General features: G+C 64.4%; 19 protein-coding genes. 6 read left to right on the top strand and 13 right to left on the bottom strand.

The features are described from left to right. The first annotated feature begins 48 nt into the window (after nucleotides 1-48). Together ACTJK6_RS18940 and ACTJK6_RS18945 are read left to right on the top strand one after the other, a co-directional pair. Nucleotides 49-681, top strand: coding sequence for a UdgX family uracil-DNA binding protein (locus ACTJK6_RS18940; protein ID WP_322018029.1), 633 nt, complete (start codon nucleotides 49-51; stop codon nucleotides 679-681). Nucleotides 682-1,161: 480 nt separating this feature from the next. Then, nucleotides 1,162-1,356, top strand: a complete 195-nt coding sequence (locus tag ACTJK6_RS18945) for a hypothetical protein (protein WP_253540313.1) — start codon at nucleotides 1,162-1,164, stop codon at nucleotides 1,354-1,356. A 111-nt stretch (nucleotides 1,357-1,467) separates the two neighbouring features. Here the strand turns inward: ACTJK6_RS18945 and ACTJK6_RS18950 are convergent, their stop codons facing one another. From ACTJK6_RS18950 to kbl, 9 genes are all read right to left on the bottom strand, one after another. Beyond that, nucleotides 1,468-1,698: a hypothetical protein gene (locus ACTJK6_RS18950; RefSeq protein ID WP_232038967.1), complete on the bottom strand. Its 231-nt coding sequence runs from the start codon at nucleotides 1,696-1,698 to the stop codon at nucleotides 1,468-1,470. 381 nt (nucleotides 1,699-2,079) lie between these two features. After that, nucleotides 2,080-3,096 carry a PgaD family protein gene (locus ACTJK6_RS18955; RefSeq protein WP_260803431.1) on the bottom strand — a complete coding sequence of 339 codons (1,017 nt, stop codon included), beginning with the start codon at nucleotides 3,094-3,096 and terminating at the stop codon, nucleotides 2,080-2,082. Continuing rightward, nucleotides 3,093-4,376: a poly-beta-1,6-N-acetyl-D-glucosamine synthase gene (gene pgaC / locus ACTJK6_RS18960; RefSeq protein WP_232038965.1), complete on the bottom strand. Its 1,284-nt coding sequence runs from the start codon at nucleotides 4,374-4,376 to the stop codon at nucleotides 3,093-3,095. The genes ACTJK6_RS18955 and pgaC overlap by 4 nt, the downstream gene beginning before the upstream one ends. Nucleotide 4,377: 1 nt before the next feature. Further along, on the bottom strand, nucleotides 4,378-6,552 hold the full coding sequence (gene pgaB / locus ACTJK6_RS18965; RefSeq protein WP_316879896.1) for a poly-beta-1,6-N-acetyl-D-glucosamine N-deacetylase PgaB: 2,175 nt from the start codon (nucleotides 6,550-6,552) through the stop codon (nucleotides 4,378-4,380). 50 nt (nucleotides 6,553-6,602) lie between these two features. Further along, complete coding sequence (gene pgaA, locus ACTJK6_RS18970) at nucleotides 6,603-9,068, bottom strand: poly-beta-1,6 N-acetyl-D-glucosamine export porin PgaA (protein WP_322018025.1); 2,466 nt, start codon at nucleotides 9,066-9,068, stop codon at nucleotides 6,603-6,605. A gap of 73 nt (nucleotides 9,069-9,141) precedes the next feature. After that, complete coding sequence (locus tag ACTJK6_RS18975; protein WP_322018024.1) at nucleotides 9,142-10,143, bottom strand: response regulator transcription factor; 1,002 nt, start codon at nucleotides 10,141-10,143, stop codon at nucleotides 9,142-9,144. Between the two features lie 588 nt (nucleotides 10,144-10,731). Then, nucleotides 10,732-10,977 (bottom strand): hypothetical protein, encoded by a 246-nt coding sequence (locus ACTJK6_RS18980; RefSeq protein ID WP_260803435.1) that lies wholly within the window; start codon nucleotides 10,975-10,977, stop codon nucleotides 10,732-10,734. A 109-nt stretch (nucleotides 10,978-11,086) separates the two neighbouring features. Beyond that, nucleotides 11,087-12,070: an NAD-dependent epimerase/dehydratase family protein gene (locus ACTJK6_RS18985; protein ID WP_232038960.1), complete on the bottom strand. Its 984-nt coding sequence runs from the start codon at nucleotides 12,068-12,070 to the stop codon at nucleotides 11,087-11,089. Beyond that, complete coding sequence (gene kbl, locus ACTJK6_RS18990; protein ID WP_147217788.1) at nucleotides 12,070-13,287, bottom strand: glycine C-acetyltransferase; 1,218 nt, start codon at nucleotides 13,285-13,287, stop codon at nucleotides 12,070-12,072. The genes ACTJK6_RS18985 and kbl overlap by 1 nt, the downstream gene beginning before the upstream one ends. 87 nt (nucleotides 13,288-13,374) lie before the next feature. Between kbl and ACTJK6_RS18995 the strand changes: the two genes are divergently transcribed. Next, the gene (locus tag ACTJK6_RS18995; protein ID WP_322018022.1) at nucleotides 13,375-13,974 is read left to right on the top strand and encodes a helix-turn-helix domain-containing protein; all 600 of its coding nucleotides are present in this window, start codon (nucleotides 13,375-13,377) and stop codon (nucleotides 13,972-13,974) included. Between the two features lie 20 nt (nucleotides 13,975-13,994). Here ACTJK6_RS18995 and ACTJK6_RS19000 read toward each other — a convergent pair whose 3' ends face one another. Further along, complete coding sequence (locus ACTJK6_RS19000) at nucleotides 13,995-15,350, bottom strand: MATE family efflux transporter (RefSeq protein WP_440839835.1); 1,356 nt, start codon at nucleotides 15,348-15,350, stop codon at nucleotides 13,995-13,997. A 362-nt stretch (nucleotides 15,351-15,712) separates the two neighbouring features. On the opposite strand from ACTJK6_RS19000, the gene ACTJK6_RS19005 reads away from it, so the two are divergent. After that, nucleotides 15,713-17,359, top strand: a complete 1,647-nt coding sequence (locus ACTJK6_RS19005) for an APC family permease (RefSeq protein WP_232038956.1) — start codon at nucleotides 15,713-15,715, stop codon at nucleotides 17,357-17,359. A 101-nt stretch (nucleotides 17,360-17,460) separates the two neighbouring features. On the opposite strand, the gene ACTJK6_RS19010 is transcribed toward ACTJK6_RS19005, so the two are convergent. Further along, nucleotides 17,461-18,375 (bottom strand): LysR family transcriptional regulator, encoded by a 915-nt coding sequence (locus tag ACTJK6_RS19010; RefSeq protein ID WP_232038955.1) that lies wholly within the window; start codon nucleotides 18,373-18,375, stop codon nucleotides 17,461-17,463. Between the two features lie 102 nt (nucleotides 18,376-18,477). Between ACTJK6_RS19010 and ACTJK6_RS19015 the strand changes: the two genes are divergently transcribed. Further along, the gene (locus ACTJK6_RS19015; RefSeq protein WP_440839836.1) at nucleotides 18,478-19,362 is read left to right on the top strand and encodes an aldo/keto reductase family oxidoreductase; all 885 of its coding nucleotides are present in this window, start codon (nucleotides 18,478-18,480) and stop codon (nucleotides 19,360-19,362) included. Between the two features lie 68 nt (nucleotides 19,363-19,430). Here ACTJK6_RS19015 and ACTJK6_RS19020 read toward each other — a convergent pair whose 3' ends face one another. After that, nucleotides 19,431-20,459: a MerR family transcriptional regulator gene (locus ACTJK6_RS19020; protein WP_316869116.1), complete on the bottom strand. Its 1,029-nt coding sequence runs from the start codon at nucleotides 20,457-20,459 to the stop codon at nucleotides 19,431-19,433. Between the two features lie 257 nt (nucleotides 20,460-20,716). Between ACTJK6_RS19020 and ACTJK6_RS19025 the strand changes: the two genes are divergently transcribed. Further along, nucleotides 20,717-22,501 (top strand): phosphodiesterase, encoded by a 1,785-nt coding sequence (locus tag ACTJK6_RS19025; protein WP_440839837.1) that lies wholly within the window; start codon nucleotides 20,717-20,719, stop codon nucleotides 22,499-22,501. Nucleotides 22,502-22,517: 16 nt separating this feature from the next. Here the strand turns inward: ACTJK6_RS19025 and ACTJK6_RS19030 are convergent, their stop codons facing one another. After that, entirely contained in the window at nucleotides 22,518-23,270 is a 753-nt protein-coding gene (locus ACTJK6_RS19030) for an autoinducer binding domain-containing protein (protein ID WP_322018017.1), read from the bottom strand. Nucleotides 23,271-23,996 lie beyond the last annotated feature (726 nt).

Below are 23,996 nucleotides of genomic sequence, written 5' to 3' on the forward strand. Positions count from 1 at the left end.
CAGTGGCATTCGGGTTGCTTTGTCGTTGCTGTTCTCATTTGCCTGCCCATGAAGAAGCCCCCTCCCGCCTCCCCGCCCGCCAGCAACGAGACCGACCCCGACCAACAGCCGGACTCGCTCGACGCGTGCCGCCGTTGCGATCTATGGCGGCATGCCACGCAGGCCGTACCGGGGGAGGGCAAGCGGCGCGCCCGCATCATGCTCGTTGGCGAGCAGCCCGGTGACGGCGAAGACCTGGCCGGCAAGCCGTTTGTGGGCCCTGCCGGGAAACTGCTCGACCGCGCGCTGGAAGACGCCGGCATCCCGCGGGACGAGGTGTTCATCACCAACGCGGTCAAGCACTTCAAATGGGAACTGCGCGGCAAGCGGCGTCTGCACAAGACGCCTGGCCAGCGCGAGGTGCAAGCCTGCATGTACTGGCTGGAGCGCGAGCTGCAGCAGGAAGCGCCGGCGGTGGTGGTGGCGTTGGGTGCGACTGCGTTGAAGGCGTTGCTCGACGATGCGCATGCGCGCCTGCAAGAGCATTTCAATCAGCCGCTGCGCCATGAAGGCCGTACGGTGTTGGCGACATGGCACCCGTCATATGCGCTGCGCGCGCCAGAGCAGGCGGCGCGTGAGAGCGCCTATCTCGACATCGTGACCGCACTCAAACATGCGCGGCGGCTTGCTGCCGGCAAGTAGCTGCGCGGGCGCGCGAGTTGCGTCGGTGGAACCGACACGGACACTTCACCGGAGCAGATGATGATTTGCACGCAATATGCCGCACGCACGTTCTGCGCAGCGGCAGCACTGTTCGTTGCCCTGGGCAGCGGCAACGCGTTCGCGCAAGCAACAGGTGCACAGTCCGGCAGCAGCGACAACGCACCCGCAGCCAATGCAAACAGCACGACCGCAACGGGCACCACAAGCCGCACCGATCGCCCCACCGGGCGTGACGCCACGCGCAACCGCACTCGCACCGACAGGGCCAATCCTTCCGGCGAGTACGTTCCGCGAACGGGTTCCAGTTCGCATCAGGACAAAAACGGCAACGTGGTCAAGGACAGATCAACCGGGGGCAGCCCGCACGGCCGCGAGCGTCCGCCCGCGACCCCGCCGAACATTCCGGCCACGCACCCTTGAAGCAACACATACCGACTCGCGCGCATTCAGGAGCACCTCATGAACAACGAAAACCCCATCCCAGGCACGCCTCCAGCGCCCGTCGCACCCGGCGACGAAGCGGCGCCCGGGGCACCCAGCAGCGGCGAGGCAGTCTGCCCTGTGTGCAACGGCACCGGTCAGCGCGACGACGGCAGCCCCTGCCCCATGTGCGAGGGCAGCGGCAAGATCATTCAAGGGATTGGTGGAGGCTGATGCGCCCCGCCTTCTGCGCTAGCCGCCGGGCGGGGACATCGCAGGCACGTCACTCGCCCTTGGGCTCAGGCCCAGGCAACGACTGGCTGCATGCAATGAAGAAAGGTGCGCTTAGTGGGACACGGCCATCGAACGGCGGCCGTTGGTGCGAACGTGTCCGGAAGCCTTGAGCAGGACGTAGCCCTGGAGGGTTACCCGGGCATAGCAGTGATCGGGGCCACGGCGCTCCAGCGTAACGAGCTGTCGCTCGATGAGCGCTTCGACATCGGCGCGATCCAGGTCGTCGGATTCAGCGCCGTCGTTGACGAGAAGCAAAACGGCAAATTCATGGGGACTCAGCACAGTTGTCTCCAGCTTGTCTATTGGTCACGGCATGCGACGCGTGACTGGGGTGGGCTTGGTTTTCACTGACACCATGAGCACTGCAAGAGCCGCCAAGAACACCGGGAGAGAGCAGCTGGGCTTGCAGGAAAAGCCAGCATAGGCACGCTCGCAGCCGCATTCAAGAGTGCAAATCGGTGCGTTGCCCACTGGAGGCATGTCACCCAATGGTCGATGATGGGGCACCAACCGTTTGCCGTGCAGTACAGCGCACGGGCGGTAACGATTGCGCAGTGCAGGGAACGCCGCCCTCCTCCGTTTGCGCTAAGTCAATTGCACAAAAGAATGCGCCCCGGTGACTCGCATCACCGGGGCGCTGCACGCTGCGCTGGAGCGTTGACCTTACACGTCGTCGGCGACGATGTTGGCGCGTCGGCCAAAGCCGTGCAGCGGGTCAATGCGTTCGACGCGTTGGAGTCGCGCGTAAGGATCGTCCAGTTGTGCATGCGCACCAAATGCATGCAGCGCGCGATGGCGTTCTGTGGCTCGGTCCGCTGCGTGCACTGCAGCACGGCCGTGCACCACTGCGGTCACGCTGCCGTAATGGCGGGCCATGCCGGGCCGCATCGCGTACGTCTGCACAGGGGACGCAGCCGATTCGGGCGCTTGCGGCTCGACCCAATCGTTGCGGCCCAGACGCCCGCGGTAGCCGAAGCGATGGAAGCCCGAGGCCTCGGCTGTCACCGCATCCACGGCCTTCACCACGTCGCGCGGTTGTTGTGCAGGTGCATCAACGCGCGCCAGCGAAGGCTCTTCCCGATCGAGGTTCTCCAGCACGATCGCCTCGCTGACGGGGCGGGCGCCCAGTACCGGCTCTTCCGGGTCGTATTCCGGGCTGCGGGTGAAGGGTGTGGGCGGCGTGGCGGTGCCGGCAGGTGCAGGGCGGCCCGCCCACTCCTGCCATGAGCGCACATGGGTGATATCGCCGTCGTCGTCGTGATCGACCACCAGCAGGCGCGTGTTGCGCGGACGCTGCCACGCGGGCTGCTGCGCATGCAACGCCCCGCGCGACGCGCGAGCTGCGGCCCCGGCGGATGGAGCCGGCATTGCCGGCGCACGCACGAGCCTGCGGCGAATGGCACGATCCAGCCGCGACAGAACCATCCACACCACGAGCACCCCGCCCATGCCGGCGATGATGTTGCCGTACATGCGCAGTTGCTCGAATGGCAGGCCGCTGGGGCCCACGCTGCTGATGGAGTAGCCCACGTACAGGCCCAGCAGGCCCCAGATCGAGATCACGAGCACCGGACGGAAGATGCGGAACCACAGCACATGGTGCAAGGTCCCGACGACACCCTTGTCCGAGAACGACTGTCGGATCGAGTTTCGCGAAACATCAATGACGAGCATGGTCATGGCGAATTCCCCTGTTGTTGTTGGATGCCCCGGTCGGGGCTCGTCCAGCGGGCACGGGCACGGGTACGCTGGAAGGCGACGGCCGGAAAGCCGACCACCGTGGTGACAAGGTTCAGGATCCAGAACGCAACCGGATACCAGACGGTGTCGATGAAGTAGCGCAGGATGTTGTCGTCGTAGCGGCGATCGATAAAGCAGCCGATCAGCAACTGCAGCACGCAGGTGATGAAGAGCAGCGTGCCATGCCAGCGCGGGAGTGCTTCCATGCGCCATTCGGGAGGCAACTCGACGAAGAAGCCGACCATCGACCACGTGATGACGATCAGCATGTTGTACGCCCACACCACCGACAGTGCGTACTCGAAGAAGATCGGCCACATCATCGATTGCCGCAGGCTCGCCATGGCCGGCGCGTACTTGATGAGCGCCTGGATGCCGCCCTTGGCCCATCGCAGGCGCTGCTTGTAGAGGCCGCGGAAGGTCTCGGGCATCAGGATCCACGACAGCGCGCGCGGCTCGTAGCGGATCATCCAGCCGCCCACCTGCAGCTTCCAGCTGATGTCGATGTCCTCGGTGAGCATGTCATTGCTCCAGTAGCCGACATCCTCGATGGCGTGCTTGCGGAACATCACGACCACGCCCGACACCGTCAGCAGCCGGCCATAGACCTGCTGCGTGCGCTTGATGAGCCCCACGATCGACGAGAACTCGCCCACCTGCATGCGCCCCAGCAGGGTGGAACGCGTGCGGATGCGCGGGTTGCCCGTCACCGCGCCAATGGTCGGGTTCTCCATCAGGTGGCGAATCATCCAGGCAATGGCATCCACGTCCAGGATCGAATCGCCATCGATGCACATCAGGTATTCGGCGTCTGTCACCTGCGCGGCGGTGGTGAGGCCAATTGCCTTGCCCTGGTTCGACGACTGGTGGATCACCACCAGCTGCGGGTATTCCGCAGCCAGTTCGTTGAGTCGTTCACCGGTGCGGTCGGAGCTGCCGTCGTTCACGGCGATGATGTCGTAGTTCGGATACCGCATGCGTGCGAGGTGGCTGATCACCTCGCGCACATTAGCCTCTTCGTTGTAGCAAGGCACGATGATCGACACCTTGGGGTAGCTCTTCACCCCAAGGAGTGCCAGCGGATGCCGCACATTCTGCGTGCCGCGCTCGAGCAGGAAGTAGTGCAGCAACCCGCCGATCATCCAGAAATACGACATGAAGAACGGGTAGTAGAAGACAAAGCCAGAGATCCAGCGCTTGGCGGTGAGTGCGTCCACCATCTCAGCCTCCCGCCTTGTTTGCGTGGGACGGCGCTGCCGCTTCGGTGGTCGCGGGCTTCTTGTCTGCACCCGCGGCGTTGCCATTGGGCGACGGGCTCTGCGGTGCGGCGCTGCTCTCGAGCTTCTCAACGCTGGCCTTATTGCCGCCGGGCGGCTTGCGCGTCTCGATATACGTCTTGAGCGACATCACATCGCGCAGCACCTCGGTATCGGGCCGGCCGGCAATGAAGTCATCCGGGTAGTAGCCATAGTTGAGCGCCCCTGCCGAGCGCAGTGCGCGCATCTGGTCACGCAACTCGGTCGTGGGGATCGGCTTGTCCTGATTGCGCCAGTCCACCGCCTGCAGCTCGAAGATGGTCTTCTTCAGGCCATCCTTGTGCTTGGCCACGGCGGCGGTCAGCTTCTTCATCCAGTCCTTCGGGTCCTTGGCCTCTTCCATGTACGGCATGGCTTCGAGCGCCACGTAGTCGTACGCCTCCAGGAAGTCGTCATAGTTCTGCGCCGTCCACGTTTCAGCCTTCGGATCGAGCACCGGCCCCGAAAAGATGTTGCGCGCAGTCAGCATGTCGCGGCCGTTCTGATAGCCCTGCGCCACCGCGATCAGCTCTTTCGAGAACGAGATCAACGCAGCGGTCTTGGCGCGCGACCACTTCTGCATCAGCTCGGGCGACTGGCGAATCTTGTTGATATCGCCGGGCAGGCCCATGGCCTCGTAGGCCTTGAGCGCGGCGGGGCTGGCATCTTCGTAGTCGTCGAGCACGCCGTCGTCGTGGAACAGCACGCCGTCGATGATCGAGTTCTTGGCCAGGTCCTCATAGATGTCCCGAATCATCTGGCGCGCCTGCGGATCGAACGGCGACAGGCGCGGCGGCTTGACGGTGCCCGGCTTCTGCGGCGCGCCCGGCAGCGACTGCACCAAGTGCGTGGCCGCCGGATTGTTGGCCGGCAGTTTGTACGACAGCATCGGCAGCCACGCGTATACCTCTACCTTTGCACGCGTCTTCAACTGCCACGACACGCGCGAGAACAGGTCTGCACGCATCGGCATGTGCCGGTTCGGGAAGTACACGGCGTCCACTGCGCCGTTGCCCTTCGGGTCGGCGAATGCCTGCAGATACACCACACGCGGCGCGAGGTCCTTGATGCGGTCGATCAGCTTGCCGAGGTTGGCTTCCTGCTGCTTCGGGTCCGGGTCGTAGATGTAATCCATGTCGACCTGAACCACGCGCTGCACGGGGTTGATCTCACCGTGGTGCGTCACAGGCTCGCGCAGCGAGCGCTCCAGATCACCGGTGTCGGTGTCGTAGCCCATCAGGCTGCGGCGGATGGCGGTGAGCGGCACGTCCGGCGTGTTCGGACCCGGCTCCAGCGTCAGCATGTACTTCAGGCCCACGTTGGCGGCTTCCTGGTCGAGCATCTGGTTGTGGGCGCCATACGGCCACACCACCGTCTGCACCTTGGTGCCCACGTTCTTCTGGATCAGGTCGATGCTGCGCTGCAGGTCGTCATGCACGCGCTTGCGGTACTCGTCGTCGGTTTCATAACGGCCCAGATTGCGCAGATATTCGTGCGTGGTAGCCGCCGGCATCTCGTTGCCCTGCGGGTTGCCCAGCGCACCGTGGTGCATGTCCGCCGTGTGGGTGGCGAACTCGGCCAGCCCCGAGGCCTGCATCTCGCGGATCTGGTTCCAGTTCATGAAAAAGTCACGTGGCACGATCTGCTTGTCCGACAGCTTGATCTTCGCGCCCGCAGGTGCGTTGGTCCACTCCGTGACCAGCCCGAACACGGCGGGGAACCGGAACTGCTTGAGCAGCGGGAAGACCTTCGTGTAGTGGCTTTCATAGCCGTCATCGAACGTCAGCAGGATCGGGCGCTTGGGCAGCGGCTTGCCGCCGTGGCGCGCGGCGTCGATCTGCGCGAGCGTGACCGGGTGGTAGCCGTTGGCCTGGATCCAGCTGAACATGTTCGTCAGCATCTTGGTATCGACGGCAAACCCATCGGGCAGCTTCTCGAAACTGGCACGCAGGTTGTCGCGGATGTCGTGAAAGCACAGCACGCGGAACGTCTTGCCGTCATCCGGATCGGGCTTGGGCAGGAAGTCCACCTGAACGGCGGCGGCCGGTCGAACGGCGGCAAGGAAAGCCAACGTCAGGGCCAGCGCCAGTCTCGGTGCCATCCAGGCGAAGAATCGTCGCAATGACGGTTGTCGGAGAGCTTGCATGGGCATCACAGCGGAATGTTGAGGTTCAGGTACAGGAACTTGCGGTTCTCGGGCTGGCCGTCGTAGCGATGGCGACCAAAGCCGATGCCGTAGGACACCTGCGTCTTGCGATTGATTTGCCACACGTGCTCCAGCCGCGCTTCGACCATCGGGCTGCTGCCGAACGACTGCTGGTTGTACATGCCACCGGTCAGGTACACGCGCTGCGTGAACGACTTGTCGGCGTAGCGCCAGGGCGTCCACGACCAGATGGCCGTGGCCTGGCCGCTGTAGTCGCGCGACGGGCTGAAGTAGTTCAGGCCCGTCATCGTGTTGCGGCTGGTATCGGCCCCGAACAACACGCCGATGGTGTGCCGCGGCGAGGTGAACACCTGCTGGTAGAAGTTGGCTGCCACGCGCTGGCGCAGGTTGTCGTCGGTGTAGCGCGACACGCCGTACGTGAGCGATGCGTAGCGCGTTTCGTCCCAGGTGTAGCGAACGTTGCCGCTGACGCTCTTGCCGGTCACGCCCACCTGGTACGCCTTGTAGGGCACTTCCAGGTCATCGTTGGTGACCATGCCCGACACCTTCCAGTGGTCACTGGGTATCCACGTGGCATCCAGGGTGCCGCCGGTCTTGCCAGCCGCGCCGACAGACTGGTGCACCTCGCCGTTCACCTCGACGCCGGTGTCGAACCACTGCAGGCCCGCGCCGTTGCGCACGCGGCTCTCCGATGCGCCGTCAAACTGCGCGCGGCCCGCAAAGTTGTGGAAGAACAGCCGATAGTGGTCTGCAAACGGCCCGCTGTATGCCTTGGTGTCGATACCGTACTCGTTGTTGGCGAACGCCGAATTGCCCTTGTCCGCCGTCGACTGGATGATGAGCTGCGGGCTCTGATAGACGTCCAGATCCTTGCGCAGCGCACGCACCGAGCCATTCTCCGGAAAGCGTTCGTCCAGCCCGTTGGCGACGTTCTTGGCGGTCTTCAGATCGTCCACCGCCAGCGACGCGCGGCCATAGCCGGCCACCACGCTCAGGTCATCCGGGTGCTCTGCAAGCGCCGTCTTGTACATGTCACGCGAGCGATACGGCTCGGTCTGCACCATCGCGCCGTCGGCACGTGCGCTGACGAGCGAGGCGGCGAACGGCGCTTCGTGCCGCCACTTGTCCAGCTCGGCAATGCCCTGGTGCGTGCGGCCCGTCAGGATCAGGTACTGCGCTTCCAGACGCTTGATGCGCGAGTAATCGGGATTGGGCGTACCGGCTTCCGGCGCCAGGCGCACGTATTCCGGGTTGTCGGCCTTCATCTTGTCGAGCAGCGCGCGGGCCTCTTCAAAGCGGCCGGTGTCGAGCATGGCGTAGAACAGGCCTTCCTGAACATCGCCCGTTTCGATCTCGCCGGGGCTCGCATCCTTGAGCGCGCGGGCGTAGGCGTCGGCGGCCTTGTCCGGCGTATCGAGATACGCGTAGGCATCCCCTGCTGCCACACGTGTGTAGGCCGGAACCTTGCCCGTCTGCGACATGGCTTCGTAGCGCTTGACGGCGTCTTTCATGCGCCCGCGCGAAGCCAGTGCCACCACTTCATCGGCCACGATCTGCTGGCGGAACTCTGCGTTTTCCGGCGTATCGGGCACCTTCTTAAGCAGCGCCTCGATTTCGGCCACCGCCTGATCGATGATGACGAAGCGCTCCGGCCCGTTGATGACCTTCAACTGCTGACGCCCCCAGCGGATGCGCTGCGCGGCGGCGGCATGGTCGACGTGCCACGATTCGCTTTCCTTGAACCAGTCCGGATGCTGGCGCAGGTTTTCTTGCGCAAGCGTGGCCGCGCCCTCGCGCGACTCCCGCATGACCTCGTCGTGGAACGCCTGACGGTCGGTTGGCATCGCGCCTACGGGCGCGTTGTCGGGCGCATTGCCAGCGGCATGGGTGGCCGCCGCATTGGCCGCTTCCGGCGACACCTGCAGCGGTTCGAGCGCGCCGGGCCCTTGAGCGCTCGGGCCTGAAGGCATGGCCGGCGCCTGTGCAGACGTATCCGGTGCAGGCGTGCCCGGCGGCAAGATCACCGTGGGCGACGGCGATGCGGGCCGAGGTGCGGGCGGCGCTGCCTCAACAGCAGGCATTGGCGAGGCGGCGGCCGGTGCGGTTGCCGCGGGCGATGTCTTGACGGACGAATCTGCCGGCGGCACCGCCTGTTGCGCAACGAGCAGCGTGTTGGCCGGAGACGCCGGCACGTCGTCACCTCCGGCGATGACGGTCGTGGATGCAAACGTGGCCGGGCCCTTGGCGGCGGCGTCGGTCAGTTGCGAATCGATCAAGCGGCGCGTGGCCGCGTTGGAAGCATCGTCGGTCGCGGCGTGCGCGATCATCGGCACCGTGCCGACCACCACAACGGTGGCAGCAGCAATAGCGCAGCGGCGGGGATGCCATGCCGCGGCCGCGCTGGTGCGCGCGGCCGGCAGGCTCCAGGAGAGTGGCTCGTGGGTTGTCATTGTTGTCATGTCCAGTGGGCGGCGCGTGCGGGCGCACGCCATCCGCATTGCATGAAGGGCTGCCGGGGCTGAGTCAGCCGAGGCGGGCCGTACCGTTGGCGGCGCGCACCGGGGCGCGCATCGGCTTGGCAGGCGTCACGCCCCCAAAGGCTCGCGTCATGGCAGCCCAGCGCGATTCGGCGCCCAGTTCAGCGCCCGATGCGGTCACCGACGTGGTGGTCCGTTCGGACGCCCCCGGCTGGGGGGAGGAAGACGCCATCACCGCATCTCGGGCCGGTACGCCGGCCTGGAGCGGAGTCGATGTGCGTGCAGCGGTTTGCACGAACACGTCTGCGTCTTGCGCATCTCCAGACACCTGGACCGATGTCTGTGCGGATGCAGCGCTAATGGTGGCGGCAGCCCCGCCCTGCAGTTCCAGCGGAATACCCAAGCGCATGGCGGCATACACCGCTTCGCTCTTGTTGCGCACGTTCAGGCGTCGATACAGCGTGCACGCATGCGTCTTGACGGTGGCTTCCGAAATGCCCAGCAGGCGGCCGACACCCTTGACGGAGTGCCCGCGCGAGAGCAGCACCAGCACTTCGTACTGCCGTAGCGACACATTCAGCCGCTGCGCCGCTTCGGACGCATCCAGCGAGAGCATCGGCATGGCTGCATCGGCTGCACGCGGTATCAGGGCCGGATACGACTGGCCGCCGGCCAGCACAAGCCGCAGCGTGGCCAGCAAGACTTCCGGCGATTGCGATTTGGCGCAGTAGGCATCGACACCGCACGTCATGGCAGCGTGCGCTTCTTCAGCAGACAGGCTGGCGGCCAGCAGCACCACGCGGCTGGCCTCGCTGGCGTCCATCGCTTCGCGCAATTGGGCAGCGAATTGACCAGCGTTGAACGGGCCCTCGGCCTCGTCCAGCCCGATGACGAGCAGATCAGCTCGCTCATCGAACGCGTGCAGTTCGCCAGGGATGCCCGCAGGCAATGCCGGGGCGACGACCTCCAGGCCGAGGGTGGGATGCGCCAGCAACTGCGCAAGTCCGGCCCGTAGCAAGGGATGATTCTCCAGCAGGACTGCTTTCATGGTTTCCTCGTTTTCTTGTGAAGCGATTCCGGTCAGGCGCGCACAAGCCAGCCGCTGCGGGCGAGCACGCATATGACCGTCGAAACCCCGGGACCGTCCGAGAGAAAGCGCCCTGCCGCCAGCGATGCGCCGGCTCTGGAGAAGCGAAGTGCGAATGCCGTGGGGACCGTGGGGCCGTGGGGACCAATCCGGTTCCGGATCCGCTTATGGGAAAAACCTGTTCTGCAGGTGGCGGAATTGCCTTGCACATGCAGAGTGACCGCACGACATAGAGCAAGCATCGGGCCACCTCCGTGCAGCGCAACATCTGCTTACACTTGCGGCACAAATGATGACGTGCAGAAGGCGGGCGAAACCCGCTGTGGCAAAGGATTGGCGGGCCGCGGCATCGATTGGTGCGATGCCGCAAATTCACTTCATTTCTGTAACGATTCAGTTACGAATTCGCGACGTGTGACGACCGGCCCGATCATGCCGCCGGTTGTCCACTGAACGTTTTTACAACCTGTTTTAAAACTTACCGAGCGAGCGCGGCAGACGCCACATCACAGGCATGCCGGCGGTGGATAGATGACCGATGCGCCCCCTTCAGGGCTTATGGCGCATGGCAAAGAGGAAGAGGCTGTCGATGGCGCCCACCATGAAGATGATGCCCGCAGCCGTATGCAGCATCCAGGCACCGTCGGAAAAGGGCAGTTGGATCGACGTGTGTGGAATGGCCGCCACCGCGCCCGCGGCCACCGACATGCGCAACACCGGCACCCACCAGGTGCGCTTGGCGGGCTGCGGATCGTCGCGATGGCGCGGCGCGGGGTCGGGTGTCGAACAAGACATGCGGCAGGGACGAGAAGTGATGGCCATGCTGCATTGTTGAACACAACCGATCGAAGCGAAACACAAAACAGCGCCCTGCAATGCCCGCAATTCCCCTAACTGAAGCTGCCTAGGCTGGATGCGCAGCCAGGTGGGCGAGGTTCTGCAGCATGTCGGTCGTCATCTCCGCCACACCGTATTCGGGCTTCCAGCCCCAGTCGCGCCGGGCGACCGAATCGTCGATGGAATTCGGCCAACTGGCCGCGATCGCCTGGCGGAAATCCGGCGCATACGCCACCTCGAACGACGGACGATGCCGGCGGATCTCGGCCGCCAGTTGCTCGGGCGTAAAGCTCACGCCTGCCAGGTTGTAGCTGCCGCGCTGGCTGATGCGCTCGGCCGGGGCCTCCATCAACTCGATGGTGGCGCGCACGGCGTCCGGCATATACATCATGGGAAGCGCCTCATCGTGCTCCAGGAAGCACGTATAGCGCTCGCCCTTCACGGCCGAATGGAAGATGTCGATCGCGTAGTCCGTCGTGCCGCCGCCCGGTGCGGTCTTGTACGAGATCAGCCCCGGATAACGCAGGCTGCGCACATCGACGCCGTGGTGCTCGAAATACCAGCGGCACCAGCCTTCGCCCGCCAGCTTGGAAATGCCATAGACGGTCTTGGGCTCCATGATCGTGCTCTGCGGGGTGTTGTCCGCAGGCGTGGTGGGCCCGAACGCGGCAATCGAGCTGGGCCAGAAGATGCGCTCAAGCTGATGATTGCGCGCCGCCTCCAGCACATTCAGCAGACCGTTCATATTGAGCGCCCAGCCCCACGTGGGCGACTGCTCTGCCGCGGCCGACAGCGCTGCAGCCAGGTGATAGATCTGCGTGATGCCGTGGCGCTCGATGATCTCGCGCAACTGGCCGCGATCGGTCACATCCAGCGTTTCGTGACGGATCTGCGGGTGGCGGCCACGGGGCACCATGTCGCTCGTCACGACGTTGCCAGTGCCATAGCGCTCGGCCAGCGCGGCGGCCAGCTCCGTCCCCAATTGCCCATTGGCGCCGATGATGAGGATGCGCGGCGCCGTTCCAAAATTCGCGCTCGTACCGGTGCTCATCAGATGATCCCCAGTTCCTTGCCGGCGGTTTCAAACGCCTTGAGCGCCGCGTCGAGTTGCGCGCGCTCGTGCACCGCGCTGATCTGCACGCGGATGCGCGCCTGCCCCTTGGGCACCACCGGGTAGAAGAAGCCAACCACATACACGCCTAACTCCAGCAGGCGTTTGGACAGCGCCTGCGCCTTCTGCGCGTCATACACCATGATCGGCACGATCGGGTGGTCGCCCGGCTTGATATCGAAGCCCAGCTCGACGATCTTGCGGCGGAAATACAGCGCGCTGTCTTCCAACTTGTCACGCAGCGCGGTGTCGGCTTCCAGCAGATCGAGCACCTTGATGGTGGCCCCGACAATGGACGGCGCCACCGTGTTCGAAAACAGATACGGCCGCGAGCGCTGGCGCAGCAGCGCCACCACTTCCTTGCGCGCGCTCGTGAAACCGCCCGACGCGCCGCCCAGGCCCTTGCCCAGCGTGCCGGTAATGATGTCGATCTTGCCGAACACGCCGCGGTGCTCGTGCGAGCCGCGGCCGCGCTTGCCAAGGAAGCCCGTGGCATGGCATTCGTCAATGCCGAGCAGCGCGCCGAACTCGTCGCAGATGGCGCGGATTTCATCCAGCCGCGCGATGGTGCCGTCCATCGAGAACACGCCGTCAGTAAACACAAGCTTGAAGCGCGCGCCCGCCGCATCGGCTGCCTGCAATTGCGCGCGCAGATCCTCCAGGTCGTTGTGCTTGTAGCGATAGCGTTGCGCCTTGCACAGGCGGATGCCATCAATGATGGACGCGTGGTTCAACTCGTCGCTGATGACGGCGTCTTCGGCCCCAAGCAGCGTTTCGAACAAGCCACCGTTGGCATCGAATGCCGAGCCGTAGAGGATGGTGTCTTCCGTGCCGAGAAACTTCGCCAGCCGCGCTTCCAGCGTCTTGTGCAGGTCTTGCGTGCCGCAGATGAAGCGCACCGAGCTCAGGCCAAAGCCATGCGTGTCGAGCGCCTCGTGCGCCGCCTTCAGCACCTCCGGGTGCGACGACAAGCCGAGGTAATTGTTGGCGCAGAGGTTGATGACCTCCTTGCCGTCAGCCGTGCGGATCACGGCGCCCTGCGGCGAGGTGATGATGCGCTCGGTCTTGTAGAGACCGGCTTCCTCGATCGCCTCCAGTTCGCGGCGGATGTGCGCGTAGAAAGCGTCGGTGGAGGCGTTGGCTTGCGTTGTCCCCATGGTGCTGCTCCTGTAGACTGCGTTGATCGATAAATCGAACATGTTCGATATATCGAATAATTTGTTCAATTTACAAGATACCAACCGATGGCACAAGCCCCCGCCACCGATGTCCTCGCCGACGGGCCGCCCGCCGTTGGCGCCAAGCTGCAAGCGCTGCGCCAGGCGCGCAAGCTGTCGCTCGATGAACTGTCGCGGCGCGCGGGCGTGTCCAAATCCATGCTCTCGCAGGTCGAGCGCAACCTGGCCAACCCGACCGTCGCGGTGCTGTGGCGCCTGGCCACCGCGCTCGGCGTCGGGCTGGCGGATTTCCTCTCGCCTGAAGGCGCGGCCGATGCGGCGCCCGCGGTGACGGTCATTCCCGCTCACTCCATCCCAGTCATCAAAAGCCCGGATGGCAAGTGCGAATTGAAGATTCTTGGCCCGGTGGACCTTGCGGCGCGCTTTGAATGGTATGAACTGGCGATCCAGCCCGGCGGCATGCTGGCGTCAGAGCCTCACGAGCTGGGCTCGAAGGAGCACATCTCGGTGCTCAGCGGCACGGTGACGGTGCAATCCGGCCCGAGTGAGAAGAAGGTGCGGCACGGGGAATCGGCGCGCTATCCGGGGGATGTGCAGCACGCCATCTCGAACGCCGGCAAGACGGTGGCGACGGCGTTGCTGGTGGTGGAATACGCGCAGCAGTAGGCGCTGCAGATTGGCGCCGCCTAGGCCGCCTGCAGTTCGGGCGCGCGCCACACGCGCGGCAGCAGCACCCCAAGCATCAGCCCGCGCAAGGCCATGAACCCCAGCATCGACAACCACAGCCCGTGGTTGCCCCACAGCGGCTGCAGCGTGACCGACAGGCCCCAGAACGCGGCAGCCGCCGCGGCCATTGTCACCAGCAGTTCACGGGTGCGCGTCGCGCCGATGAACACGCCGTCAAACTGGAAGCCCCATACCGACACGATCGGCAGCAACGCCGCCCACACCAGATAGTGGCGCGCGGCTTCGCGCACGGCAGGCTGATCGGTCAGCACGCCGATGATGCCGGCGCCGGCCAGCGCATACACGGCGGCAAAAAGCCCAGCGCCAAGCACCGACCAGAACGTCGACACGCGAATCGCCATGCGCAGCGCAGCGCGGTCCCGCGCACCCATGGCGGCGCCCACCAGCGCTTCGGCCGCGTGTGCGAAGCCGTCCAACCCGTAGGCCATGAAGGTCAGGAAATTGAGCAGCAGCGCGTTGGCAGCCAGCACCACATCGCCCTGCTTGGCGCCCGCGTGGGCAAACCAGCCGAAGGCGGCCAGGAGGCAAAGCGTGCGCAGGAAGATGTCGGTGTTCAGGCCCATCAGGCGACGCCAGGCGTCGCGGGCCAGCAATTCAGCGAGGGTGAGCGTCGGCAGACCAGTGGGCCGTTGCAGCCAGAGCAGCAGCATGCCGAGCCCAAACCCCGCAATGTCGGCCAGCGCCGTTGCCGCGCCAATACCGCCCACGCCCAAGCCTGCCCCCAGCACCAGAGCCAGCACTGCCGCCATGTTGACGGTGTTGATGAACACCTGCAGCAGCAGCGCCCGCCGCACCTGCTGACGCCCGAGCAGCGTGCCGAGCACCACGTAGTTGGCCAGCGCAAACGGCGCCGACCAGATGCGCGCGTGGCAATACATCTCGGCCATGCGGGTGACGGATTCGCTCGCACCGAGCAGCGCCAGCGTGATGCGGATCGCCGGCACCTGCAGCACCAGCAATGCCGCTCCAATGGCAAAGGCCAGCAGCAGCGCGCGCACCACGCTCGCCCGCAACGCCTGCGTGTCGCCCGCGCCGTGTGCCTGCGACACCAGCCCCGTGGTGCCCATGCGCAGAAAGCCAAAGCCCCAGAACACAAAATTGAAGAAGACCCCGCCCAGCGCCACGCCGCCAATGTATTCCGGCCCCGGCAGATGACCGGCCACGGCGGTATCCACCGCCGAGAGGATCGGCTGCGTCAGGTTGGCCAGCACGATGGGAAACGCCAGCGTCAGCACGCGCCGGTGCCACTGCGCAGGTGACGCAGGTGCAACCGAAGTGGCGAAAGAGGACTCCATGGGGAGAAAAAACTGCGAGGAACGATGAAAAAGGCGGTGCAACCGTTCACGATTTCGCTATCATTGCGCCCCATTGCGGGCTCCGGAAATCGGGCGGCAAGTGCGGCACCCCGCACAACGTCGTCGATGACTATACGCGAATCCCCCCGGAAGGCAGACACCGTGTTTTGCCTTTCATCGCGGCCGGACGGGTGCGGTTGATGCTACGCATCATCCGGCACACGCATGTCCCAGGCTGGTGACACCCACCACACGGGACGGCGGGCGACGCCCAAACAGCGTCGCCTCGGTAGAACTAAGCGGACTGGTAAGCAACCGCGATGCCCTGTCGAACTTCCGACTCGCCGGGGCGGAGACTCCTCTTGGAAAAAAACGTACAACGCAATCTGGGCGCCTGGGCATTGATGCTGACCGGGCTGGGCTCGATCATCGGCTCCGGCTGGCTGTTCGGCGCCGGCCACGCTGCAAAGGTGGCGGGCCCCGCTGCCATCTTCACCTGGATCATCGGCGCAGTCGTCATCCTGGCCATTGCCCTGACGTATTCCGAACTGGGCGCGATGTTCCCGGAATCGGGCGGCATGGTGCGCTATGCGCGCTACTCGCATGGCTCACTGGTGGGCTTCGTGGCGGCCTGGGCAAACTGGATCGCCATCGTCACCGTCATCCCCATCGAGGCCGAAGCCTCCATCCAGTACATGAGCAGTTGGCCGTGGCCCTGGGCGCAGTCGCTCTTCCAGCACGGTGAGCTGACGCCGCCTGGGCTGGTGCTGTCGGCCGTGCTCGTCGTCGTGTACTTCCTGCTGAACTACTGGGGCGTGAAGGTGTTTGCCAAGGCGAACAACGCCATCACGATCTTCAAGTTCATCATTCCGGCCGCGACAGCGGTGGCGCTGGTTGCAGCCGGTTTCCACCCGGGCAACTTTGGCGGTAGCACGGCCGCGAATGTGGCAGGACAAGGGTTCGCCCCCTACGGCTGGTCTGCGGTGCTGACCGCCATTGCCACGAGCGGCATCGTGTTTGCGTTCAACGGATTCCAGAGCCCGATCAACCTTGCGGGCGAGGCGCGCAACCCGGGCCGCAACGTGCCCATCGCGGTGATCGGTTCGATCCTGCTGGCGGCGGTGATCTACGTGGCGCTGCAGGTGGCCTTCCTCGGTGCGGTGCCGCCTGAGTCGCTCGTCAATGGCTGGCACGGCATTGATTACCACTCGCCGTTCGCCCAACTGGCGATTGCGCTGAACCTGAACTGGCTGGCCATCGTGCTGTACATCGATGCGTTCGTCAGCCCGTCGGGCACCGGCAGCACGTACATGGCCACCACCACGCGCATGATCTACGCGATGGAGCGCAACAACACCATGCCGGCCATCTTCGGCCGCGTGCATCCGCTGTTTGGCGTGTCGCGTCCGGCCATGTGGTTCAACCTGGCGGTGTCGTTCATCTTCCTGTTCTTCTTCCGTGGCTGGGGCGCGCTGGCGGCTGTCATCTCGGTGGCGACGGTCATTTCGTACCTGACCGGCCCGATCAGCGTGATGTCGCTTCGCCGCACGTCGCCGCAACTGCATCGCCCGCTGCGTCTGCCGGGGCTCTCGCTCATCGCGCCGTTCGCGTTTGTGTGCGCATCGCTCATCCTGTACTGGGCCAAGTGGCCGCTGACGGGCGAGATCATCGTGCTGATGCTGGTGGCGCTGCCCGTGTACTTCTACTACCAGGCCAAGGCCGGCTGGCCCGACTTCAAGACGGAACTCAAGGGCGCGTGGTGGATGATCGCCTACCTGCCGACCATCGCCGCGCTGTCCTACTGCGGCAGCACGGAGTTCGGCGGCCACGGCTACATCCCCTACGGCTGGGACATGGGCATCGTGGCGGTGCTCTCGCTGTTCTTCTATCACTGGGGCGTGGCCAGCGGCTGGCACACGCGCTATCTGGATGAAGTCGAACACGTACATGACGACGTGCAAGCGCACGACACCAAGCGTGCGCCGCGCGCCGTGCCGCAACGCGCCTGATACCGCTTTGCTCGTAAGAAAAAACGCCCGACCGGTTCTGCCGGCGGGCGTTTTTTTCGTTGGAGCAGTGATGCCGTAGCGAGAACCTCAGCTGCTAAGGTTCAGACGGCGTCTTGGCCTGACCCTGCCTTGATGAAATCGATGAACGCCCGGAGCGGAGCCGGAACGAGCCGCCGTCCCGGGTAGTAGAGATACGGCCCAGGGAACGGCCGCCACCAATCCTCGAGCACGGGCTCGAGCGCCCCGCTCACAAGATGCGGGCGCAGCCAGTCTTCGTAGAGGTGGACGATGCCGACGCCGGCGACGGCGGCATCCACGACAAGATCGGTCGCGCCACCAATACGGACGAGCAGCGGGCCAGATGGGTCCACGTTGACCACTTCACCATCACGCTCGAATTCCCACGGCGGCATGGCGCCGCTCGCAAACCGGCCGCGCATGCAGGCGTGGCCGAGCAGGTCGCGCGGATGCGTGGGGCGACCGCGTCGATCGAGATAGCCGGGTGCGGCTGCCGTCGCGAACCGCTGCGTTCGCGGCCCGATCGGAACGGCGATCATGTCCTGTTCGAGCCGCTCGTCATAACGGATGCCTGCGTCGCAGCCGGCGGCCAGAATGTCGACAAAGCTTTCTTCGGCCACGACCTCAAGCCGGATCTCGGGATAGGCTTCGAGGAATCCGGGGATGACGGCAGGCAGCACAAGCCGCGCGGCGCTCATCGGCACATTGAGCTTCAGCGTGCCGGCAGGTCTTTCGCGGAAATTGTTGACCACGTCCAGCGCGGCTTCCACCTCGCTCAAGGCGGGCCGCAGGCGGGTCAGCAGGCGCTGCCCCGCTTCGGTGGGTGAAACACTGCGCGTCGTGCGGTTCAGCAGGCGCACACCAAGCTGCGATTCCAGCCGCCGCACGGCCTCGCTCAGCCCGGATGCGCTCGCGCCCATCAGCCTTGCACCTTCGCGAAAGCCCTTGGCCTGCGCCACCGCCACGAAGGCATTCAGGTCACCCAGATCGACTTGCATTGTTCGCCCTCTCGCACAACCCGTGCGGATTATGCCCACTTATCGAGCAGCGAGCTTGCGCCTAACCTGCCGTCACCTCGTCTTTCACACAGGAGTGTGACCATGTCTCCCATCCTTCAATCCGGCACGTTTTCCATCGGCGGCCACCAGGTGCACCGTCTCGGCTATGGCGCCATGCAGCTCGCTGGCCCAGGCGTTTTTGGGCCGCCCAAGAACCGCGACGCCGCGCTTGCCGTATTGCGCGAAGCCGTTGCCTCGGGCGTCAACCATATCGACACGAGCGACTTCTACGGCCCCCACATCACGAACCAGTTGATCCGCGAAGCCTTGCATCCGTATCGCGACGATCTGCTCATCGTCACCAAGATCGGTGCCAGGCGCGACGCCCAAGGCGCGTGGCTGCCGGCATTTTCAGCGCAGGCGCTGACCGAAGCCGTACACGACAACCTGCGTAACCTGGGCGTGGATGTTCTGGACGTGGTGAACTTGCGGATCATGTTCGACACGCACGGCCCGGCCGAAGGATCGATCGAGGCGCCCCTCTCGGCCCTGGCCGAGCTGCAACGGCAGGGACTCGTGCGGCATATCGGGCTGAGCAACGTCACGGCCAACCAGATCGCACAAGGGCGACGGATCTGCGAGATCGTCTGCGTGCAGAACCACTACAACCTCGCCCACCGAAGCGACGACGGGCTGATCGACACGCTGGCCGCCGACGGCATCGCGTATGTCCCGTTCTTTCCGCTGGGCGGGTTCAACCCGCTGCAATCATCCACGCTCAACGCTGTGGCAGCGCGGCTCGGCGCAACTCCGATGCAGACGGCACTCGCCTGGCTGCTGCACCGGTCGCCGAACATCCTGGTGATCCCGGGCACCTCGTCGGTGGCCCATCTGCGTGAGAATCTGGGCGCGGCGACGATATCGTTGCCGGAAGATGCGATGCGCGAACTCAACGCGGTCGCGCTTTCCACGGACGAGGCCGCCTGATTTTGTGCAAACGACTGGCGGGCCCGCCGAGTCATCATCGAACGCGGTACCCGCCGTCTGCGCCGCTGCTACGCCGCCTTCATCAGCCCCTCCATCGCCTCACGCACATAGGCGATCAGGTCCGGGCCCATCCACGGGCTCGCGGATAGCTCGGGCTCGCGCTCCATTGCCAGTCGCACCTTGGCTTGCGTTTGCGGATCGTCCCCCGCATACGAACGGAACAATTCGATCCAATGGCGCGCGAGCTGCTGCATGGCAGGCGCATGCGCCGGCGTGCCCTTGGCCAGATGCTGCCGTATTTCGGCAATGAGCGTCGGCCACTCGTTGGCGCGCTTGCCAAAGTTCTCGCGCATGAACTGCAGCTCTTGCGCCGACAGATACTTCGCATAGATCGCCAGCTTGGTTTCGTTGGCCGCCTCCATGATGAAGTCGAGCATTTCCAGGCTGATGCCGGTGCGCTCCTGCAACGCCGGCTCGTTGATGTGCATTTTGTGCAGCTTGGCCGAGAGGATCGGGTCCAGCGCCGCATCCTGCGCGAGCAGCGCCATCCACTGCTTGGCGAGCGCCTGCGCCTCGCTGCTGCGTGAAGGCACCTGGCGCGTCATTGCATCCTGCACGGTTGACACCAGCGCCGCCCACCGCTCATGACGGGCCGTATCGGCATCCATGCGTTCGGCACGGGCACGTTCTTCCTGCGAAAGATATTTGTCGTACATGGTCATCCATTCCAAGGTTGTGAGCCACTCGGTCAATTCGGGCTCCTCTTGGCGCACGAGCTGGCCGTGCAGCCGCGACAACCGATCGCGCAGTACGCTGGCTTGCGTGATCTGCTGATCGAGCATCGCAATCTGCCGTTCCACGATCGTGGTGAGGGGAATATCCGGATTGGCCAGGAAAGCTCCGACATCGGCCAGCGACATGCCGAAGCGCCGCAACGCCTGGATCTGGTGCAGGCGTGCGACGTCGGCCTTGTCGTACAGCCGGTAGCCGCTGTCGGAGCGGGCCGAAGGCGTGAGCAGGCCGATGGTGTCGTAGTGGTGCAGCATGCGCACCGAGAGGCCGCAGCGTTTGGCGAGATCGCCCACTTTCAACAACATGGTGGCTCCTGTCTTCTGGCTTGGACACAGGCTAGGACCTCACACAATGTGAGGGTCAAGCACGGCGTGATCGGATCGCAATGAACGGCGCCCCCGGGAAGACGCAGGCGCGTCCAGCATTCTGGACCAGTCCCCTCTGTGGTGGGGACCATGCGCCGCGAACCCGCGCCGCTGCGTGCGTCACAAAAAGTTCATTCAACTCTGTGTTCAGCGGGTCGTTTAGCGGAATGTCCGATCTTGCGTCTGCCGCTAACGTCATGACTTTCTCACCGCTTCCCTTGCCCGCGGGCATTGCGCCCGAGATGCTGCGCACGGTGTTCCAACCGATCTTCCGCCTCTCCACCACCGAGGTGCTCGGCTACGAAGCGCTGCTGCGCGGACCGGTGGGTTCGGCCATGGAGTCACCCGCAGCGCTGTTTGGCGCAGCGTCGGACACCGCGGGCACGATTGCCCTGGAGACCACTGCCGCGCGTCTGGCCATCGCCAATTTCTCGACGATGCGGCTGCCGGGCAAGCTGTTCCTGAACTTCAGCGCGCTGGGTGTACGCCAGTTACTGGAAGACCATGCCCGCCTGCTGCATGCCATTGCCGACCACGACCTGCACCCCTCGCGCATCGTCATCGAGCTGACCGAGCAGACGCCCATCGACGATCTGGCCAGCTTTGCCGAGGCACTGTCGGTGGCACGCGACTTTGGCCTGCAATGCGCGCTTGACGATTTCGGCACGGGCAATGCCAACCTGAACCTGCTGATCGAACTCACGCCCGACTTCATCAAGCTCGACAAGTATTTCCTGCGTGACATTGCCAAGCACCCGGCCAAGCTGGACATGGCACGCACACTGCAACAGACGCTCAAGGGCGGCGCCACCAGCATCATTGCCGAAGGGCTGGAGACTGAAGACGAACTGGGCGTGGTGCGCGACCTGGGCATCCGCTTCGGGCAGGGGTTCTTCCTGGCGCGTCCACAGGACAAGCCGGCGAGCGACATGTCGAGCCACGCCGCGCGCGTGCTGCAGTCTTCGCAGATTGCGGTGTTTCCGCAGGCCGTGCGCGTGGGCTGGCGCGCCATCACGGCCAGCAAGCTGCTTCGCGTTGCGCCCACGCTGCCCTTGCGCAGCAGCAATGACGACGTGCTGCATCTGTTCAACCGCCACCCTGATCTGCACGCCATGGCGCTGCTCGATGAAGACGAGCGCCCGCTGGCGCTCATCGCTCGCCGCGCCTTTATCGACCGCTATGCGATGCCGTATCACCGCGAGCTGTACGGCAAGAAACCGGCGCTGGCGTTTGCCAACCGGCAGCCGGTGCTGGTGGAAAAATCCGCTTCGCTGGAAGACATGTCGGCGCTGCTGATGAGCGAAGACCAGCGCTACCTGACCGACGGTTTCATCATCACCGAACATGGCCGCTACCTGGGCCTGGGCACCGGTGAAGAGCTTGTGCGCACCGTGACGGAAATCCGCATCGAAGCCGCGCGCTACGCCAACCCGCTGACGTTCCTGCCAGGCAACATTCCGTTGAACCTGCACATTGAACGTTTGCTGGAAGCGCGCGCGGAGTTCTACGCATGTTATGTGGACCTCAACCACTTCAAGCCCTTCAACGACCAGCACGGCTATTGGCAAGGTGACGAAATGCTGAAGATGGCCGCTGCCGTGCTGGCCAACGCATGCGAGCCCACACGGGATTTTCTTGGCCACGTGGGCGGCGACGATTTCCTGATCCTGTTTCAGAGCGCCGACTGGCAGGCGCGCATCACGCAAGCCATGGCAGCGTTCAACGCGAACGCGCTCGCCATGTACACGCCGGCGGACCGCGCGGCGGGCGGCATCCATGCAGAAGACCGCAAGGGCCTGCCCACGTTCTTCCGCTTCGTGACCATCGCGGTGGGCGCGCTGCACGTATATCCCGGTGCGGCACACAACAGCGATGACATCGGCACCGCCGCAGCCCTGGCCAAGCGACGTGCCAAGCAAAGCGAAAACGGCTTCCATCTGGAAGCCATGCGCCCTGCCCCTGCCGTGCGGGCCATCGCATGACACCGCTGAGCCCACGCTACGCCATCGCCGGAATCAGCCCCATCAGCGCGGCCTTCACCACGGCATGCGTCTTGTTGGCGGCGTTGAGCTTGATGATGGCGTTGCGGATGTGGAAGTTCACGTTGCGCTCGGTCATCTCCAGGATGGCCGCGACTTCGGCCGCCGTCTTGCCTTCGGCCGTCCAGTGCAGCGTCTGGCGCTCCACCTCTTTCAAACGCGTGGCGGCATCGGGCAAGACTTTTTCGGCCATCAGCGTGCTGAGGCTGGCGTGCGCGCGCTGGCTCAGCCAGATCATTTCGGGCTCGCTCGCGGCCAGCTCATCTTCGGTGATGGGCGTGGCGCGGCGCACCAGGCTGAAGGTACCGAAGATGCCGGTGTGATCTCGTATGGTGTGCGACCAACCGTGGTTCAACCCATGGCGGCGCGCGTCGATCCAGAACGGCGCGTCTGCGGTGGCGATGCTGGACCACAGCGTTGGCTTGATGCAGCGCTGCCCGAACTGCAAGACCGGGTCGACGGCCAAATAGCCGCGCAACCGGTAATGCTCGCACCAGGGCTCCGGATAGGTGCTCCAGCAGATGGTGTTGAAGCGCGTGATCGGAATCGCTGCACGCAGGGCGTAGGCGCAATAGTCGAAGCCCAGCAGAACCACCGCCTTTTGCAGGCAGCGGATAACTGCATCGGCATCGCGCGGGGCAGTCAACTCGCGCAGCAATGCCGCCCGCCAGGATATTGCGCAGCCATGCGGCACTTGGTTGTGAACGCCCATTCCCTCGGCCTCCAAAGCCCCCCCTAAATCGCCATGCCCGCGCCCATTCCCGCTTATCGGCTTTCGTTATTTCAAACGGGCGGAGAGCGTGGTCAGTCTTGCGTTTTACCAAGGGCAATCATTGGCGTGCTGAAACTATACCTAATCCGAAACGAATTGCAGATCACGCATAGCCAATGCAATTAGTAGATTTTCTCGAATACAGGAATAGCGCAATACAGAAATAAATGAATTGATTGCCAAACACTTTTGCGCAAAACAACATTCATTATTTAAATCTGCTTTTTATATACGGCATACCCGCCCTCGACATTGCAAGCTGGCTACAGGGGCCAGCTTTTTTTACAACGCCGGGGTAGGCCGAATTCGTACCGTCGGCTTCCGCCAATGCCGGTTGGGGGCGGCATAGGTGCGCCTCGCAGCGCATGACACGCTTGCCGTATCGAAAACGCCGCAAAGCGGGCGCCGACGCCACTTCCGGATGGTGCGCAAACGCGACACCCAGCAAGGTTTGCACCGCGGAGGCGCGGCAAAACGCCGCAGTAAAAATAACAATAACGCCTTCGCACGTGCAGTTTGACCGACGTCCGGAAAATTTGACGTGTCAGATTTACACGTGCGTGTGGCGATTCGCTACCACGGCAGCGAATTAGGGCAAGAACGGCATTCTTATTGGGGTTTCACAGTGTCAGTGAAACCCTTACAGTCTGGTCCGCGACTCGCCCT

It is taken from the genome of Ralstonia sp. 22086 (assembly GCF_052045975.1).
In the GTDB taxonomy this organism is placed as follows: Bacteria; Pseudomonadota; Gammaproteobacteria; order Burkholderiales; family Burkholderiaceae; genus Ralstonia; species Ralstonia wenshanensis.

Bases quoted from the DNA above. Each gene is read 5' to 3' on its own strand.
- ACTJK6_RS18940 (WP_322018029.1), top strand. From the start codon at position 49: ATGAAGAAGCCCCCTCCCGCCTCCCCGCCCGCCAGCAACGAGACCGAC.
- ACTJK6_RS18945 (WP_253540313.1), top strand. From the start codon at position 1,162: ATGAACAACGAAAACCCCATCCCAGGCACGCCTCCAGCGCCCGTCGCA.
- ACTJK6_RS18955 (WP_260803431.1), bottom strand. From the start codon at position 3,096: ATGACCATGCTCGTCATTGATGTTTCGCGAAACTCGATCCGACAGTCG.
- pgaC (WP_232038965.1), bottom strand. From the start codon at position 4,376: ATGGTGGACGCACTCACCGCCAAGCGCTGGATCTCTGGCTTTGTCTTC.
- pgaB (WP_316879896.1), bottom strand. From the start codon at position 6,552: ATGGCACCGAGACTGGCGCTGGCCCTGACGTTGGCTTTCCTTGCCGCC.
- pgaA (WP_322018025.1), bottom strand. From the start codon at position 9,068: ATGACAACCCACGAGCCACTCTCCTGGAGCCTGCCGGCCGCGCGCACC.
- ACTJK6_RS18975 (WP_322018024.1), bottom strand. From the start codon at position 10,143: ATGAAAGCAGTCCTGCTGGAGAATCATCCCTTGCTACGGGCCGGACTT.
- ACTJK6_RS18980 (WP_260803435.1), bottom strand. From the start codon at position 10,977: ATGTCTTGTTCGACACCCGACCCCGCGCCGCGCCATCGCGACGATCCG.
- ACTJK6_RS18985 (WP_232038960.1), bottom strand. From the start codon at position 12,070: ATGAGCACCGGTACGAGCGCGAATTTTGGAACGGCGCCGCGCATCCTC.
- kbl (WP_147217788.1), bottom strand. From the start codon at position 13,287: ATGGGGACAACGCAAGCCAACGCCTCCACCGACGCTTTCTACGCGCAC.
- ACTJK6_RS18995 (WP_322018022.1), top strand. From the start codon at position 13,375: ATGGCACAAGCCCCCGCCACCGATGTCCTCGCCGACGGGCCGCCCGCC.
- ACTJK6_RS19000 (WP_440839835.1), bottom strand. From the start codon at position 15,350: ATGGAGTCCTCTTTCGCCACTTCGGTTGCACCTGCGTCACCTGCGCAG.
- ACTJK6_RS19010 (WP_232038955.1), bottom strand. From the start codon at position 18,375: ATGCAAGTCGATCTGGGTGACCTGAATGCCTTCGTGGCGGTGGCGCAG.
- ACTJK6_RS19015 (WP_440839836.1), top strand. From the start codon at position 18,478: ATGTCTCCCATCCTTCAATCCGGCACGTTTTCCATCGGCGGCCACCAG.
- ACTJK6_RS19020 (WP_316869116.1), bottom strand. From the start codon at position 20,459: ATGTTGTTGAAAGTGGGCGATCTCGCCAAACGCTGCGGCCTCTCGGTG.
- ACTJK6_RS19025 (WP_440839837.1), top strand. From the start codon at position 20,717: ATGACTTTCTCACCGCTTCCCTTGCCCGCGGGCATTGCGCCCGAGATG.
- ACTJK6_RS19030 (WP_322018017.1), bottom strand. From the start codon at position 23,270: ATGGGCGTTCACAACCAAGTGCCGCATGGCTGCGCAATATCCTGGCGG.